Annotated in this window: 16 protein-coding genes; 12 read left to right on the top strand and 4 right to left on the bottom strand. The window is 67.4% G+C overall.

Going from position 1 to position 14,711, the window contains the following annotated elements; translation table 11 throughout:
• Positions 1 to 344 precede the first annotated feature (344 nt).
• The 9 genes from MOQ72_RS19045 (at position 345) to MOQ72_RS45630 (ending at position 7,564) form a co-directional block, all read left to right on the top strand.
• Positions 345 to 1,154 carry an SDR family NAD(P)-dependent oxidoreductase gene (locus MOQ72_RS19045; protein ID WP_242185173.1) on the top strand — a complete coding sequence of 270 codons (810 nt, stop codon included), beginning with the start codon at positions 345 to 347 and terminating at the stop codon, positions 1,152 to 1,154.
• Between the two features lie 41 nt (positions 1,155 to 1,195).
• The gene (locus tag MOQ72_RS19040) at positions 1,196 to 2,137 is read left to right on the top strand and encodes a thiamine pyrophosphate-dependent dehydrogenase E1 component subunit alpha (protein ID WP_242185172.1); all 942 of its coding nucleotides are present in this window, start codon (positions 1,196 to 1,198) and stop codon (positions 2,135 to 2,137) included.
• Entirely contained in the window at positions 2,130 to 3,125 is a 996-nt protein-coding gene (locus MOQ72_RS19035) for an alpha-ketoacid dehydrogenase subunit beta (protein ID WP_242185171.1), read from the top strand. Before MOQ72_RS19040 ends, MOQ72_RS19035 begins: the two co-directional genes overlap by 8 nt.
• Before the next feature lie 42 nt (positions 3,126 to 3,167).
• Positions 3,168 to 4,049, top strand: a complete 882-nt coding sequence (locus MOQ72_RS19030) for a sugar phosphate isomerase/epimerase family protein (protein WP_242185169.1) — start codon at positions 3,168 to 3,170, stop codon at positions 4,047 to 4,049.
• Entirely contained in the window at positions 4,049 to 5,290 is a 1,242-nt protein-coding gene (locus tag MOQ72_RS19025; RefSeq protein WP_242185236.1) for an ABC transporter substrate-binding protein, read from the top strand. Before MOQ72_RS19030 ends, MOQ72_RS19025 begins: the two co-directional genes overlap by 1 nt.
• Before the next feature lie 31 nt (positions 5,291 to 5,321).
• Positions 5,322 to 6,320 (top strand): Gfo/Idh/MocA family protein, encoded by a 999-nt coding sequence (locus MOQ72_RS19020; protein WP_242185167.1) that lies wholly within the window; start codon positions 5,322 to 5,324, stop codon positions 6,318 to 6,320.
• Complete coding sequence (locus MOQ72_RS19015) at positions 6,317 to 6,628, top strand: DUF4286 family protein (RefSeq protein ID WP_242185166.1); 312 nt, start codon at positions 6,317 to 6,319, stop codon at positions 6,626 to 6,628. Before MOQ72_RS19020 ends, MOQ72_RS19015 begins: the two co-directional genes overlap by 4 nt.
• Entirely contained in the window at positions 6,625 to 7,332 is a 708-nt protein-coding gene (locus tag MOQ72_RS19010) for an alpha/beta fold hydrolase (RefSeq protein ID WP_242185165.1), read from the top strand. Before MOQ72_RS19015 ends, MOQ72_RS19010 begins: the two co-directional genes overlap by 4 nt.
• Before the next feature lie 103 nt (positions 7,333 to 7,435).
• Positions 7,436 to 7,564, top strand: a complete 129-nt coding sequence (locus tag MOQ72_RS45630) for a hypothetical protein (protein ID WP_372495461.1) — start codon at positions 7,436 to 7,438, stop codon at positions 7,562 to 7,564.
• On the opposite strand, the gene MOQ72_RS19005 is transcribed toward MOQ72_RS45630, so the two are convergent.
• From MOQ72_RS19005 to MOQ72_RS18995, 3 genes are all read right to left on the bottom strand, one after another.
• Positions 7,513 to 8,340 (bottom strand): IclR family transcriptional regulator, encoded by an 828-nt coding sequence (locus MOQ72_RS19005; RefSeq protein ID WP_242185164.1) that lies wholly within the window; start codon positions 8,338 to 8,340, stop codon positions 7,513 to 7,515. The genes MOQ72_RS45630 and MOQ72_RS19005 overlap by 52 nt on opposite strands.
• Positions 8,341 to 8,385: 45 nt before the next feature.
• Positions 8,386 to 9,177, bottom strand: a complete 792-nt coding sequence (locus MOQ72_RS19000) for an SDR family NAD(P)-dependent oxidoreductase (protein ID WP_242185150.1) — start codon at positions 9,175 to 9,177, stop codon at positions 8,386 to 8,388.
• A gap of 143 nt (positions 9,178 to 9,320) precedes the next feature.
• Positions 9,321 to 10,229 carry an amidohydrolase family protein gene (locus tag MOQ72_RS18995; RefSeq protein ID WP_242185149.1) on the bottom strand — a complete coding sequence of 303 codons (909 nt, stop codon included), beginning with the start codon at positions 10,227 to 10,229 and terminating at the stop codon, positions 9,321 to 9,323.
• Positions 10,230 to 10,647: 418 nt separating this feature from the next.
• On the opposite strand from MOQ72_RS18995, the gene MOQ72_RS18990 reads away from it, so the two are divergent.
• From MOQ72_RS18990 to MOQ72_RS18980, 3 genes are all read left to right on the top strand, one after another.
• On the top strand, positions 10,648 to 11,664 hold the full coding sequence (locus MOQ72_RS18990) for an LLM class flavin-dependent oxidoreductase (protein ID WP_242185148.1): 1,017 nt from the start codon (positions 10,648 to 10,650) through the stop codon (positions 11,662 to 11,664).
• Between the two features lie 40 nt (positions 11,665 to 11,704).
• Positions 11,705 to 12,565 (top strand): LLM class flavin-dependent oxidoreductase, encoded by an 861-nt coding sequence (locus MOQ72_RS18985; protein ID WP_242185147.1) that lies wholly within the window; start codon positions 11,705 to 11,707, stop codon positions 12,563 to 12,565.
• A 751-nt stretch (positions 12,566 to 13,316) separates the two neighbouring features.
• Positions 13,317 to 14,060: a C39 family peptidase gene (locus tag MOQ72_RS18980; protein WP_242185146.1), complete on the top strand. Its 744-nt coding sequence runs from the start codon at positions 13,317 to 13,319 to the stop codon at positions 14,058 to 14,060.
• A 74-nt stretch (positions 14,061 to 14,134) separates the two neighbouring features.
• On the opposite strand, the gene MOQ72_RS18975 is transcribed toward MOQ72_RS18980, so the two are convergent.
• Positions 14,135 to 14,707 (bottom strand): CGNR zinc finger domain-containing protein, encoded by a 573-nt coding sequence (locus tag MOQ72_RS18975; protein ID WP_242185144.1) that lies wholly within the window; start codon positions 14,705 to 14,707, stop codon positions 14,135 to 14,137.
• Between the last annotated feature and the right edge of the window lie 4 nt (positions 14,708 to 14,711).

Genomic DNA, 14,711 nt, shown 5'->3' with positions numbered 1-14,711 from the left:
TGTCCTTCATAAAATGATGCAAGTATTCATAATATGAAAAAGAGGGCGCGCGGATTGGTGTGCCGCGGGTGGTCGTCAGGCAAGCGGCGGCGAGCCGCTTCCTTCGACGCTCGCGGCTTGCGCCGCTGCGGGTTCACGGTGGCCCACCCCTCTGGGGTTCTCCCCGCGAGGACAGCCCCGACGTGGTGTATTGGACATACATGAGTCGGGGATCCCGGAGTCGAGAAGACCTCTGAGGTTCCGCTACCGGCACCGCCACGCAAGCCAATCCGCGCACTCTAAAAACTCGCGGTCGATCTCGGTGTCGGTGACATCGGGCGTTGACGGTGCGCGAAGGGATCGCGATGAGTGATCTTCGACTGTCGGGCAAGGTGGCCATGGTGGTGGGCGCCGGACAAACACCGGGACGGACGATCGGCAATGGGCGGGCTACCGCCATCTTGTTCGCGAGGGAAGGCGCCCGCGTCGTCGCCGTCGATCGCGACCTGGATGCCGCTCAGGCCACAGTGGACCAAATCGGCGCCGAGGGCGGCGAAGCGTTCGCCGTGCAGGCAGATGTGACCAGCGAGACGGACATCACGGCGATGATCGCGGCTTGTGTCGACCGCTGGAACCGCCTGGACATCTTGCACAACAACGCCGGCATCAGCATCGCGGGCGGGGACGCCCCGATTTCCGAGATCGATGCAGCCGCTTTCGACCGCGTCACGGCGGTCAACCTCCAGAGCATGGTCATCAGCTGCAAGCACGCGCTGGCGGTCATGCGACGGCAGGGATCCGGTGCCATCGTCAACATCTCGTCGCTCGCGGCTGTGATCAACTACCCGTTCGTCGCCTACCGCACGTCCAAAGCCGGTGTCATCACGATGACGCAGCACATCGCGATCACCAACGCGCGGTACGGCATTCGGGCCAACGTCATCCTGCCCGGACTGATCGACACTCCGATGGCGATCGAGAACCGCGTCGGACGCGGTGGCGCGACCCGGGAAGAGGTCATCGCGGAACGGAATTCCCACGTCCCCTTGGGAAACAAGATGGGCACGGGCTGGGACGTCGCACGCGCCGCGCTCTTCCTCGCATCGGAGGAGGCTTCCTTCATCACCGGCGCGACTTTGACCGTCGACGGCGGCCAGAGCCTGGTGACGGGCTGAAACGACCGGCGGGCACGGGGAAAGGGAGCACCTTCATGGCCATGCGGGAACTGACAGACTTGCACCAGGTGTGGCGGATGCGCGCCTTCGAGGAGAAGGTCCGCGAGCTCCGGCTGGCCGAAGAAGTGGTCGGCTCGGTGCACCTGGGGATCGGGCAGGAGGCCATCGCGGTGGGTGCCGCGGGGCTGATCGGCTCGGACGACGCGGTGTTCGCCACGTACCGGGGCCATTCGTGGGCGCTGGCGTGCGGAGTGCCGCCGGAGAACCTGTTCGGGGAGGTGCTGGGCAGAACCTGCGGGATCAATGGTGGTCGGGGCGGTTCCGCGTACCTGACTGCTCCGCGATACCGCTTCTTCGGGGAGAACAGCATCGTCGGGGCGGGAGCTCCGATCGCGGTTGGCGCGGCGCTTGCTGGCCGCTACGACCACAGCAACCGGGTCGTGCTCACGGTGTTCGGCGATGGTGCGATGAACCAGGGCGCGGTCCACGAGGCGATGAACTTCGCGGCGGCGATGCTGCTGCCGGTGGTCTTCCTGTGCGAGAACAACTCGTGGTCCGAGCTGACCCCGATCTCGGACATGGTCGGCGACGACAGGCTGTACCGCCGGGCGGCGGCGTACGGCCTGCCCGGCGAACGAATCGACGGCAACGACCCGGATGTGGTCCGGACCCACCTCGCCAGCGCTTTCGAGCGCGCCCGGACCGGCGGTGGCCCGACGCTGTTGGAGGCGATGACCGCGCGCTTGGTCGGGCACTACATCGGCGATGCCGAGCAGTACCGGCGTCCCGGCGAACTGGAGGAGGCGCGGCGGCACGAACCGGTGACCAAGCTGACCGAGCAGGCACGTCGCAACGGCGCCGCCGATGCCGATATCGAGCAGGCGGAGCTGGTGGCCCGCGAGGAAATGGAATCCGCCGCCGCCGAAGCGCTTCGGTCCGAACATGCCGATCCCGCGACCGCGAAGGACCACCTCTATGCCTGACACAACGCTGGCCAGCGAGAAGTTGACCTACGGTGAAGCCGTCCGCGCTGCCTTGCGCCGCTGCCTGACCGAGTTGCCGGAGACCCTGTTCTACGGCGAGGACGTGGCGAAACCGGGCGGGGTCTTCGGGGTGACCAGGGGACTGCACCGCGACTTCGGGGACCGCGTCTTCGACACGCCGATCAGCGAGTCAGCCATTCTCGGCTCCGCGGTGGGCGCGGCCATGCTCGGCCGCCGTCCGATCGTCGAGATCATGTGGATCGACTTCGCGATGGTGGCCTTCGACCAGATCATCAACCAGCTTGCGAACGTGCGCTACGTCAGCCAGGGTTTGCTCCACGCACCGGTGGTCATCCGCACCCAGCAGGGCTCGGCACCGGGAGCGTGCGCACAACACAGCCAAAGCCTGGAGGCGCTGTTCCTGCACGTCCCCGGTGTGCGCGTCTGTCTACCGTGGACAGCGCAGGATGCTTACGATCTGCTGGTCACCGCTGTGCACAGCGACGATCCCGTTGTCGTCATCGAGAATCGGACGCTCTACAACGCCGGGAAGCAGGAAGTCGTGCTGGCGGGCCCGGTGCAGCGGATGGGCGAGATCCGCGTGCGCCGCGCTGGCACGGATGTCACTGCGGTGACGTGGGGAGCCATCACTGCGAAGGTGCTGGAGGCAGCTGAACTCCTTGCGGGGGAGGGGATCTCGGTCGAGGTGGTGGAGACGCCTTGGCTCAATCCGTTCCCCACCGACGAGGTGGCCGCCAGGGTGAGCGCCACCGGTCGGCTCGCCGTGGTGCACGAGGCGAACGTCACCGGCGGCTTCGGCGCCGAGGTGGTTGTTCGCATGGCGGAGGCGGGCGTAGCGTTGCGGTCGCCCGCGCTGCGGATCGGGCTGCCCGACAGCCGCGTGCCCGCCGCGCCAAGTCTCGTGGCCGGGCTCATGCCGGACGCGCCGCGCATCGCGGAATCCCTGCGGAAACTGGTCCATTCCTGACACATCGCGTTTCGACCACCACAACGACGTGGAGGGACAGTCATGGAAGTTGTCCTAGGCGTAGACACGCTCTCTTACCACTGCCGACTGGAAGACGGCGACATCGCGCTCGAAGAGGTGTTCCGCGAGGTCGTGGACTGCGGTGGCAGCTTCGTCCAGCTCAACGCGCATCACCTCCGCGACCGCTCACCGGATCAACTGGACAGCCTGCGCGCGCTGGCCGCGGAACTGTCGCTGGGCCTGACCTTGTCAGGCGACGTGGTCGGGCGGGCCGCCGAGGGTGACAGCGTCGAGTCCGGCGTGCGTCGGGTGCTGCGCTGGGCGGAGCTGGCCGAGCGCCTCGGTAGTCCGTTCGTCCGCGTCTCCTCCGGCTTCTACCGCAACGAACTGCTCGGATTCCCGGAGCGGATTCGCGCCGAACAACGCTATGTGACCGACGTGCTGGCGGCGTCGGCCAGCCAGGCTCCGGGCCGCGTGCGGGTTCTGCTGGAGAACCACTCCGACTTCACGCCGGAAGAATACGTGGAGATCATCGAAGGAGTCGGTTCCGACCGCGTCGCCGTGTTCCTGGACGTGATCAATCCGGTCAGCATGCTGCGGGATCCCCTTCCGGTCGTGCGCAAACTGGCTCCGTGGGCACCCGCTGGCCACGCCAAGGACTACCGGCTGGTCTCGCACTACGTCGAAGATCGCTTCCACCGGCGAGGTTTCGACGTCCAGTACTGCTATCCCGGTGAAGGGGTCGCCGACCTCGAAGCCCTGGTCGGTGCGCTGGTCGCCACCCAGCAGGACGGGCCGTACCTGCTTTCCATCGAAGGGCTGGACAACCATCCTGGCGTCGCCGATCAGCGCGAGCGGCTGACCGCATCGGTGGCGTTCCTGCGGAAGTTGCTGGCTTCGGCCACGGCGGGTGAAGCGGCGTGATGGGCCGGACGGCGGCGGTGGTCTTCTCGTCCGCGTTGTTGCTGTCCACCTGCGGCTGCGGTGTCGCGATGCAAAGTCAGCAATCCGCGACGGCCGACTGCGGCGGTGAAATCTCCATCGGCGCCCCTTACCCGCTCACGGGTGTCTGGGCCGAGAACGGCCAAGGCTCCTTGCACGGCATGGAACTCGCCGCGGACGAGATCAACGCTGCTGGCGGCGTCAAGGCACTGCGCGGCGCCAAGCTCAAGATCGTCAGCGTCGACACCAGTTCCGACAGCCCAGGGCAGGCCAAGGCCGTCACGGAGAACCTGCTGCAACGGGAGAACGTTGCCGCGCTCGTCGGTTCCTACCTGAGCAGCATGACGTTGACGACGGTGGTGGCCGCCGAAACCAGGCAGGTCCCGCTGCTGACACAGTCCTATGTGGATGATCTGACGCAGAAGGGCTACCGCTTCCTGTTCCAGATTCCGCCGAAGGCGTCCACCTTGGGCAGCAAGACGATGGAGGGCGTTCAGGAGATCTTCGAGCAGCAGGGCAAGCAACTCAGGACGGTGGCGGTCGCCGGAAGTGACGACGCATCCACGAAAGCTCAGACGCAGGGAGTCGTCGACGGTTCCCGTGCGCTCGGATTGACCGTCGCGGACACGGTGATCTTCCGCAACGGGCTCAGCGACGCGACCTCCGTGGTGAGTCGGCTCGCCGACGCCCGGCCCGACGTGGTCGCGCTGGGCGGGAACGTCTCGGACCTTTCGCTGATCATCAAGGGGTTGCGGTCCCGGGGCATTCGGACACCGATCGCGACATCCGGCGGCGGGGGAGCATTGACTCCGCAATTCGCCCAGGCGCTCGGCCCCGAGGCCGAGGGCATCATGGGCACCGGCGCCTGGAACAGCGACCTGAAGCTGCCTGGTGTGGCCGAGGCCGCGGCCGCCTACCAGCAGCGGTTCGGGACTTTCATGCCCCAGGAGGCTGGCGAGTCCTGGGCCGCCGTGCACGAACTGGCCCAGGTCATGGACAGCGGTGCGACCTGCGATCCGGTCAAGATCCGGGACGGACTCGCTGGCACCGAGTTCGCTTCCGGCCCCGCTGCGGCCGTGCCGCCGGGCAAGGTCGGCTACGACGCCACCGGTGCCAACAGGTTCATCGAACCCATCCTGGTGCAGTGGCAGAGCGGGGCACTGCGCACGGTCCACCCGCCCAACGTCGCGACGACTCCGGCGCTGCCGCTCGGAGCCCCGTGATGAACCTCGGGCTGCATCCGGATCGGGCGGTGTGACGGTGGTCCGGGTCGCGATCTTCGGGGTGTCCCACTGGCACTTGGACCTGTACCTGCCGACGTTGCTGGCGATGGACCAGGTGGACATCATCGGCGTCAGCGACCCGTCGGCCGAGGTGGCACGTCGCGTCGGTCAACAACTCGGTTGTGCCTGGTCGCCGTCGTACGCACAACTGTCTGCGGACACTCGCCCGGAGTTCGTGCTCGCCCTCGGCACGCACGCGGAGATGTTCGGGGAAGCCAGCCACCTGCTCGACCACCGAATTCCCTTCGCGATGGAGAAACCCTGCGGTCTCAACGCGGCGGAGGTGCGCGCCCTGGCGAATCGGTGCGAGCGCGAAAACGCCTTCGCCGCCGTACCGTTCGTCTGGCGGCACAGTGAACTCCTGCAGGAGATGCGTGCCCGTTTCGATCCGTCCGCCGTCGACTACCTGTCGCTGCGGTGGATTGCCGGGCCGCCGACGCGGTATTCGGACTCCGGATGCGACTGGATGTTGGATCCCGCGCGCTCCGGTGGTGGCTGCACGGTCAACCTGAGCGTGCACCTCATCGATCTCACCCGCGTGATCTTCGGGGAGCACTCGACGCGGGTCGCGACGGCGGTGATGTCCAACCGCGCCTACGGGCTGCCCATCGAGGACTACTCGCTGGTCGTGCTGCGCAACGGGAAGCGAACCGCGCTTGTCGAGACGGGCTACCTCCGGCCCGGCAGGCACTCCGAATTCGACATGCGGTTCAGCATCAGGGCCCGCGACCACTACGTCATCGCGACCGGCCCGGAGGAGATGGAGGTCTTCGCGCCCGATGGCCGCCACGAGCGACTGCGTGCCCACACCACCAACGTCGCCCACTACCCGGTTTTCGTGCGGGATGTGCTGCGCAGGCTGGCGGCAGGCGAACCGCCGATGGCGTCCATGACGGACATGGCCGAGGTGATGGAGCTGGTCGCGGACACGTACACGATCGCCGCGACAACACAGGGAGGTTCGAGATGAGTGACCGTGGAACCGGTTTGCTGCTGGTGATGATCGACGTGGATCCGGAGCACGAGGAGGACCTCAACCGCTGGTACGACGAGGAACACCTCGCTGAACGCAGGGGCTGCCCCGGTTTTCTCTCGGCGCGCAGGTTCGTCGCGGTGGAGGGAGAACCCAAGTACCTGGCGCTCTACGAACTGGAGAACCCGGAGGTCCTGGACAGCGAGGAGTACCAGCGCCTGGTGCCGCCGACCGAGTGGACCCGTCGGGTGACCTCGCACTTCACGCACTTCGTGCGGAACGTGTACCGCGAGATCACGCCATGACGCTGCTCTTCCTGCATCCGGTGGGCCTCGACGCGCACAGCACCGAATGGCTCGACATCCCGGAGTTGCGCGCTGTGACGTTCCCCGGCCACGGTGCGCGCGCTCGCGCCCGGACAGGTCTGCGCCTGGAGGACATGGCGGACGAGATCGTGGGGTGGACGACCGGTCCGCTCGACGTCGTCGGCGCATCCCTCGGGGGCATGGTGGCACTGCACCTGGCGCTCCAGCATCCGAGCCGGGTGCGGTCGCTCGTGCTGTCCTGCACCACTGCCGCCGGTGATCCCGAGGTGATGCGCAGCCGTGCCGATGCGACAGCGGAACGAGGGTCGGCAGGCATGCTCGACGAGACGCTGACCAGGTGGTTCACCGCCGACGCACTGGCGCGCAAGCCGCTTGATCCGCAGGTGGCCTATGCGCGCGATCGTCTGATCGCCGCGGATGCGGGGGCGCTGGCGGACACCTGGCGGGCCATCGCTGGCCATGACGTCCGCGACCGCCTGCCGGAGATCCAGGCGCCGACCACGTGTGTCGCGGGGCTGGTGGACGTGTCCACGCCGCTGTCGGTGATGACCGAACTGGCCGAGGGACTGCCGCATGCCCGGTTGGTCACGATGGACGCGCCGCACATGGCGTTCCTGGAGAAACCAGGCGAGTTCAGCGACATCGTCCGCAGCCATCTGCGATGGGTTGGGAGCGTGGCCTGAGCGCCGACAACGGGCTGGGTCGTCTCCGGCAGCATGGCTCTGCGGGCGGGTCATGAGCCCGTGAGGGGAATTCGCGGTCGGAGTCGCCTGCATCTCGGTTCCGGTGTGGAGTTCCGGAACTCTGGTCGGTGCCTACACCATTTCCGCCCCGGTCCACCGCTACCGGGAGAACGAGGAGCACTACTTGGCCTGCCTCCGCGACGCGGCGACGTTGCTCGAAGCGGCGGATTGAGGCGAGTCCTCGATCTGGCTCTGGTCCAGCATCTCGACGGCTTGCCGCAGGCAGGCGAGATAATGCTCCTGTTGCCTGCGATACCGCTCCACGGGCCCGGCGATGGTGTACGAGCCCACCAGCACCCCATTGCTCCAGATCGGTATCGCCAGGCATGCCACCCCGATCGAGAACTCCTCGACATCGGTCGCGTAGCCCCGCTCCGCCACCTGTTTGAGCTCGTTGGCGAAGACCTCCGGGTCGACGATCGTCCGCTCGGTCACCCGCTCCAACGGGTGCATCGCCAGGTACCGCTCCCGGTCTCCCGGCTCGGCGAACGCCAGCAGGACCTTGCCGGACGCCCGCGCGTTGGCCGCGCCTCGATAACCCGGCCGAAGGTTCGTCACCTGCACCGCGTGCGTCCCGCTGAGGTGCGCCAGCACGACCGGATTGCCACCGCGCCACGCCGTCAGATAGGCGCTCTCCCCGGTGGTTTCGGTGATCCAGCGCAGCGGGGCGAGCAGTTCGGGTGACGGCACCGTCTGCTGCGCGTAGGCGATGGAGAGCACCTCCATGGCCAGTCCGAAGCGGTACTGCTTCCGTTCGTCCCTGACCAGCAGCTTGGCATCGACCAGCGTGTTGAGCAGGTGGTACACCGTCGGCAGCGAGGTGCCCAGTTCCTTGGCCAACCGGTTCACCGAGCGCTCGTGCTCGGGCAGCGACGCGATCAGCATCAGCAGACGTGCGGCTCGCGACACCGACCGGATCCGCGTCCCTTTCGTACTGTCCTCACTCATCCCGTCCCCACGATCCTCGCTGATGACATTCCCGGGCGGACGCGATCAGCGGTCCGGGCTGCGGATGGAGACCCCGCCATCGACCGGCAGCGTGCATCCGGTGATGTAGCGAGCCTCGTCCGACACGAGGTACAACGCGGCGTACCCGACGTCCCACCCGGTGCCCTCGACGCCCAGCGGCGAGGCAGCCCGGCGGCGGTCCCGCAGTTCGGGATCCATCCCGTCGGCGTAGACCATCGGCGTGTAGATCGGACCCGGCGCGATGCAGTTCACCCGGATCCCCTGCCCGGCGTGGTCGATCGCCATCGCTCGGGTCAACGCGATCACCGCTCCCTTGGCAGCGGTGTACGGCGTCAGGCCCCGCGGCCGGAACGCCGAGATCGAGGACAGGTTCACGATCGCACCGCCGCCGGTGTCGGCCATCACCGGCACCACGGCCCGGCTGGCGAGCATGATCGTCTTGACGTTGACGTCGAGCACCTGGTCCCACTGCTGCGGCGAAACATCGAGAATCGTGCCCGCGCCCTCGGTGCCGACGTTGTTGTCCAGGACGTCGATCCGGCCCCACCGCCGCACTGCGGCCTCGGCCATCGCCGCGCAGTCGTCCTCCGAGGTCAGGTCGGCCTGGTGCGGCACGGCCCGGCCGCCTTCTTCCTCGATCATCCGCACAGTGTCCCTGGCGGCGGAGATCTCCCGGTCCACCACCAACACGCTCGCGCCGTGCCGGGCGAACAGCACCGCCGCCGCACGGCCGGTGCCGATGCCAGCGGCTCGGGAGCCCCCGCCGGTCACGATGGCGACCTTCCCGTCCAACCGTCGCGGATTCGGTTCCGTCATACTGTGCCGCCTCCAGTTCCGCCTCTCCGCGATTTGCAGTGGTGGTTGCGTCCAGCCGAGTCTCGCGTTTCGTGGTTTCTTGTGGCTGGTTTGCGTCACGGTCCCCTGAGCTGCGGTTGGGGAGGACTGGGGTTGACACAGGGCTACTCATTCCAGGCCATCAGGCGGGCCGCGGTGCCGCCGAGCATCAGGGCCACCTCGTCGTCGGTGACCTGCAAGCCGTGCCGTGCGGCGATCTCCGGCAGGTCCTGCCAGGTCCGCACCCACCGGTCCAGCGGCATCACGGCGGACACTCCGGGACAGTCGCTGCCGAACACCACCCTGTCCAGCCCGATTCCGTGTTTGATCTCGCTCAGGTGGTGCACGAATCGGGCTTCGTCCTCCAGCAGAAGTCCCTGCCACAGCGACAGTTCCAAGTAGAGGTTCGGTTTCCAGCGCGCGATGTCCAGCGCCAGCGAGAACCAGCACCGCTGCCCGGCGTGCAGCGCCACGAACGTGGTGTCCGGGAAGTCGGCGGCAGGTTCGTCCAGGTAGATCGGGCTGGCCGGGGCGCTGATCAGCGGCGAGGCCATCGGCCCGGTGTGCACGGCGACCGGCACGCCGCGTTCGCCCGCCAGCTCGTACAGGGGTCGGCACACGGGGTCGTTTGGGTAGAAACCCGCGCAGGGGTGCAGTTTGAGCCCCTTGGCACCGGCGTCCAGCGCGTCGCGGAACAGCTCCGCCGCTTCCGGTCGGCGCGGGTCCACGCCGAAGAACGCGATGAAGTGGTCCGGGTCGTCGGCCGCCAGGTCGATTGCCAGTTGGTTTTCGGCCTGGATGGATTGGTCTCCTTCGCCGAGGCGCAGCCCGTAGTCGCCGAGCAGCAGGCAAGATCGGTCCACACCGGCTTTGTCCATCTCCGCGCGGATTTCCGCCGCGCGCTGGGTCACGTCCTGCGCTGTTGCGGCCGAGTGCTGGTTCATGCCGCCGGTGCCGGCGCGAGCGGCGATTTCGCGGACCGCCGAGTACCGCTCGAAGATGGACCACAGGTGCCGGTGCAGGTCGATGATCATCAGTTTCCTCCACCTCGTCTCGGATCGGCCCGTGTCGGACGGCGAACTCCGGTGTGCGTCCGGCACGGCGTCGACCGGGTTCCCCGACGGCGACTCCGCTGATTTCCCTGTGGAAGGCCGGGAAAGTGCGCGAGGACGTGCTCCGTGGCGAGACCCGCAACCGGCCTTCGATTCTTCAAATAGTGAAATATAATTGAATAATCTGAAATTACCCTAGTGATGGATGGCGACGGACGTCAATACCGAGGCGGGCACCTCCCCGTCATCGACGCGGCGGCGGAACCGCTTTCGTGCCACCGCATCGGCGCTGCTCCGCCCAGCAGGTGGCAGCAGCTCGGCGTCCGCGGATTCGATGGCGGAATTTCAAATAGTGCCAACAAGTTTGCCAGGATGAACGATGTCGTGTCAGTGTCCTGGTGTGGCGGCAACGACGACGGCGTTCGGGGTATCGCTGTTGGGGCTCACCCAGCAACCGGTCGGAGAGGACATGGCGGCGCGGTCGGCCGAGACGCTGCGCTGGGTGCACCACGCGCGCGACCACGGCTTCGACTACCTGACCACCGGTCAGCACTTCCTGACCACGCCGCTGCAACAGTTGCAGGCCGTGCCGGTGCTGGCCAGGCTGATCCCGGAAAGCGGCCGGATGCGTCTGGCGCCGACTTTGCTTGCGCCGCTGCACAATCCGGTGGACCTGGCCGAAACGCTGGGCTCGCTGGATGTGCTCTCGGGCGGCAGGCTCACGTTGTCCTTCGCGCTCGGCTACCGGGATGAGGAGTACCTGGCGTTCGGGGTGCGCCGCGCCGAGCGGGTCGAGCGGATGGCAGCGGTGATCCGCACCCTGCGGGCGCTGTGGTCGGGGGAGGAGGTCAGCAGCGACGAGCCGTGGTGGCAGTTGCGCAATGCCAAAGTGACGCTCCGACCGGCACAACGGCCGCACCCGCCGATCTGGATCGCCGCCAACGCCGACGCGGCGATCACCCGCGCGGCCCGCTGGGGACTCCCGTGGAACATCAACGCGCACGCCGACCTGACCACCGTGGCCCGTCAGGTCCGGTTGTACCGGGCCGCAGCCGCGGCGGCTGGACACGATCCGGACATCGCGTTGCCGATCGAGCGGGAAATGTACTGCGGCAGCAGTCAGGAGACCGCCTTCCAGGAGGCCGGTCCCTACCTGGCGGCGAAGTACGACAGTTATGCGCGATGGGGCCAGCACAAGGCGTTGCCGGGCCGGGACGACTTCACCGCGCCGGTGCGGGAACTGAGCCGGGATCGGTTCATCGTCGGAGATGCCGAGCACTGCGCGAGCGAAGTGCGCAGGTACCTGGATCTGGGTATCGGGTACGCCCACTTCCGGATGAACTGGCCTGGGATGCCGCTCGGGCAGGCCATGGATTCCATGTCGCGTTTTGCCGAGCAGGTCCTGCCCGAGCTCTAGCGCGACAAGATTGCGTTCCCCAGGTATGGAGGGCATAACGGTGACGACCGCAAACACCGCGCTTGGCCTTGTCCTGCGCGACCTTCCGGCGTTGGATGTCGAGCGCATCGCAGGTCTCGCCGAGCAGGCCGGTTTCACCGACATCTTCTTTCCGGAAAGCGGTCATGCCGCGCCGTGGCGGATCACCGGGCGTGATCCGTTCGTGCTCGCGGCGGCGGCGCTTCGAGCCACCAAGTCGCTGCGCGCGGGACCCGGTGTGGCGGCCACCGTGGTTCGGCCTTACTACAGCATGGCCATTGCGGCCGCCTCGCTGCACGAAGCTTCCTCCGGCCGCTTCGTGCTGGGTTGCGGGGTGTCCCATCCCGTGGCGATGCGGCGCCGCGGCGAGCCGTACCCGTCGTCGCCACTGACGCATGCCGCTGAATTCCTGGACAAGCTGACGGCGACCCGCGACCAGCTCACCTACGGTGCCGACTTCCCGGTTTGGCTCAGCGCACTCGGCCCGAAGATGCTGGAGCTCGCCGCGACCTGTTCCGACGGCGTCATGCTCAACTGGATGACCAGCGCGACGGCCAAGTCCGCCATCGAGACGTTCCACGCGTCGCGCCCGCACGCCAAGCCCGCGACCACAGTCCTCTACCTGCGCACCGGCGCACCCGATGAGCTGCGGGCGGAGGCCGAGCAGTACCTCCGGTTCGACAACTACGCCCGCCATTTCGACCGGCAGGACCTGATCACGATCGACGAAGTCACCGCGGGCACCTGCCTGCCCAGCGATCGGGAGTCGATGCTGGACGCGATCGCCGAATACCGCGGCATCGGCGTGGACGTGCCAGCTGTGTACCCGGTCGGACTGTCCCCGGAGGAGATCTGTCGGCTGATCGAACGCCTGGCTGGCTGAGTCGGCGCACTCCACCACATCGGAAGCCGTTCACGATCTTCTGGATTGAGCAAGGACTTTTGCTGCCGTAGGCACCCAACATGGTGGTTGTGCACAGGGTTCACTCCAGCCTCTCCGGCAACGAACGACCATGAGCGACAACCGCACCACCGGTTCGTCGCTCGTCGGTTTGGACGATCATTTGAGATCTCTGTGCTCAGGCTCACGGTCGCGTTGTAGCTGATCTGTGCGAGTGGATTCACGGGAAGTCGATCTCGGTCCGGATGGGCCGAGCGCGGGTGCCGTCGATCGTTGCCGGGTGCCCGTTCCGCGCGGGGCGCCGTTGCTGTCCCCAGCCCGTATGCATGCCCGCTACCAGTGCAAACGTCGCTCACGGCGAGGGCGTGTTGGCGGGTTTGGTGGGCTTGCTCTCCAGAGCTGCTCGGCTGTGTTGGGTGGGTTTCCGTAGATCAGCATTGGCGGCTACGGAACGGAGCTGGACGGATGCATGCATTGCTCTGATCGGGTGAAGAGTTTGAAGCATCCGTGACTCTTAGTTACGTTGTCCGGCAGCAGTGCATCACGATCCGGTCACGACGCCTTGCCTCGAAAGGCCACCGCGACCCCCCGGCGGCGGTGACCGGATCTTCCCCGACATGGAAAGGCGCACGTGTACAAACATCGCAACGCGGGCGGCCATACCCCGAAGGCCGCGGTCCGCGCATTCGTTCGCAGGTTCCACCCGACTTCGGGCGGCAGCACCCGGACTCGCATGGTCCTCTCGGTGGTTGTCGCCGGTGGCGCGATCGTGGCGATCGGTCAGCCGCTAATGGCCGCCGCGGGTCCGACCCCGGCGTCCGTCCCGGCACCCGCTCAGGTCCGGGCCGTCGACAACGCGGTGCCAGCCCCGGCAGCACCTCCGGCTCCAGCGGCACCTCCAGCTCCGGCGGCACCTCCGGCTCCAGCGCCGGAGGCGCAGAGCGCTCCGCAGCCAGTCGCCAAATCGGTCACCGTCGACTACCAGGCGCAGCAGACCGGCTACTGGTGCGGCCCCGCGGCGGCCCGCATCGCGCTGTCCAGCAAGGCCGACAAGCTGCCGGACCAGAGTGCGCTCGCGAGCGAACTCGGCACCACCGAGAACGGCACGGACAGCATCAGCCAGGTCGTTGACGGGCTCAACAAGGAGCTGGCGGGAACCGGCACCCAGTACGTCGCCAGGGACTGGGGCGGCCGTCCGCTGACTGCGGAGATGACCGACCAGTTGTGGTCGGACACCGTCCGCAACATCGACGACGGCAAGGCGATGGTGGCCAACATCGTCGCGGCACCCGGCAACCAGCCACCCGGCTACCCGTCGAGCCAGACGATCTACCACTACGTGGCGATCGTCGGATACAACGCGGCGGACAAGACGGTGCACATCTCCGACTCGGCCCAGTTCAGCGGGATCGAGGACTACTGGCTGAGCCTCGACCAGATCGCTTCGTTGATCCAACCCAAGGGCTACGCCGCCTGACCGGCCAGTACCCGCCCCGAATAGTGCAGGCCCGCCGATCTCCGGCGGGCCTGCACTATTTTCGGGCGCGTTGGTCAGGACTGCTTGCGTCGTTGGCGGTAGGCGCGCATCGACGCTTGGGAACGGCATCCGGAGCTGCAGAAGGCGCCCGAGGCGTTGCGGGTGCGGTCGAAGAAACCGAAGTGGCACGGTGGGTTGCGGCACGCCTTGACCCGTCCCCAGTCGCCGCGCTGGGCGAATTCGGTCACGGCCGCGAGAACCGTGCCGAACACCCCAGGCACTCCGGTCTGTTCCGAGATCAGCTCGGCTCCGTCGACGGTGATGACCGGCACCAGCGGATATCGCGCCGCGATGCGGCGCAGGTGCTGCTCTGCGGCGTCGACCGCGGCTGCGGGCAGGGATTCGTCTCCGGAATGCGCCAGCATCACCGTGACCAGCGCGTCGCGGAGTTCGCGGGCGCTGGCGGCATCGGCCGCCGAGGCGATCGGCTCTCCCGCCTCCAGGCCCGACTGCGCCAGCCAGGCGTTGAATCCCGCAGCGTCGCCGAACTGCTCCGTCCGCCCACCGGCGTCCGCCCGTGTGTTCACGAACCTCAACAGCAGGTCCACTGGCGCGCGTCCAGTCGGGTTCCCTGCGATGTCCGGCATGACC

Source organism: Saccharopolyspora soli (assembly GCF_022678645.1).
In the GTDB taxonomy this organism is placed as follows: Bacteria; Actinomycetota; Actinomycetes; order Mycobacteriales; family Pseudonocardiaceae; genus Saccharopolyspora; species Saccharopolyspora soli.
The sequence above is the reverse complement of the archived record's forward strand: the minus strand, read 5'-3'. Positions and strand labels throughout refer to the sequence as shown.

What these genes read in the sequence shown, in the direction of transcription:
- MOQ72_RS19045 (WP_242185173.1), top strand. Translation starts at nt 345, where the DNA reads ATGAGTGATCTTCGACTGTCGGGCAAGGTGGCCATGGTGGTGGGCGCC.
- MOQ72_RS19040 (WP_242185172.1), top strand. Translation starts at nt 1,196, where the DNA reads ATGCGGGAACTGACAGACTTGCACCAGGTGTGGCGGATGCGCGCCTTC.
- MOQ72_RS19035 (WP_242185171.1), top strand. Translation starts at nt 2,130, where the DNA reads ATGCCTGACACAACGCTGGCCAGCGAGAAGTTGACCTACGGTGAAGCC.
- MOQ72_RS19030 (WP_242185169.1), top strand. Translation starts at nt 3,168, where the DNA reads ATGGAAGTTGTCCTAGGCGTAGACACGCTCTCTTACCACTGCCGACTG.
- MOQ72_RS19025 (WP_242185236.1), top strand. Translation starts at nt 4,049, where the DNA reads ATGGGCCGGACGGCGGCGGTGGTCTTCTCGTCCGCGTTGTTGCTGTCC.
- MOQ72_RS19015 (WP_242185166.1), top strand. Translation starts at nt 6,317, where the DNA reads ATGAGTGACCGTGGAACCGGTTTGCTGCTGGTGATGATCGACGTGGAT.
- MOQ72_RS19010 (WP_242185165.1), top strand. Translation starts at nt 6,625, where the DNA reads ATGACGCTGCTCTTCCTGCATCCGGTGGGCCTCGACGCGCACAGCACC.
- MOQ72_RS19005 (WP_242185164.1), bottom strand. Translation starts at nt 8,340, where the DNA reads ATGAGTGAGGACAGTACGAAAGGGACGCGGATCCGGTCGGTGTCGCGA.
- MOQ72_RS19000 (WP_242185150.1), bottom strand. Translation starts at nt 9,177, where the DNA reads ATGACGGAACCGAATCCGCGACGGTTGGACGGGAAGGTCGCCATCGTG.
- MOQ72_RS18995 (WP_242185149.1), bottom strand. Translation starts at nt 10,229, where the DNA reads ATGATCATCGACCTGCACCGGCACCTGTGGTCCATCTTCGAGCGGTAC.
- MOQ72_RS18980 (WP_242185146.1), top strand. Translation starts at nt 13,317, where the DNA reads ATGGTCCTCTCGGTGGTTGTCGCCGGTGGCGCGATCGTGGCGATCGGT.
- MOQ72_RS18975 (WP_242185144.1), bottom strand. Translation starts at nt 14,707, where the DNA reads ATGCCGGACATCGCAGGGAACCCGACTGGACGCGCGCCAGTGGACCTG.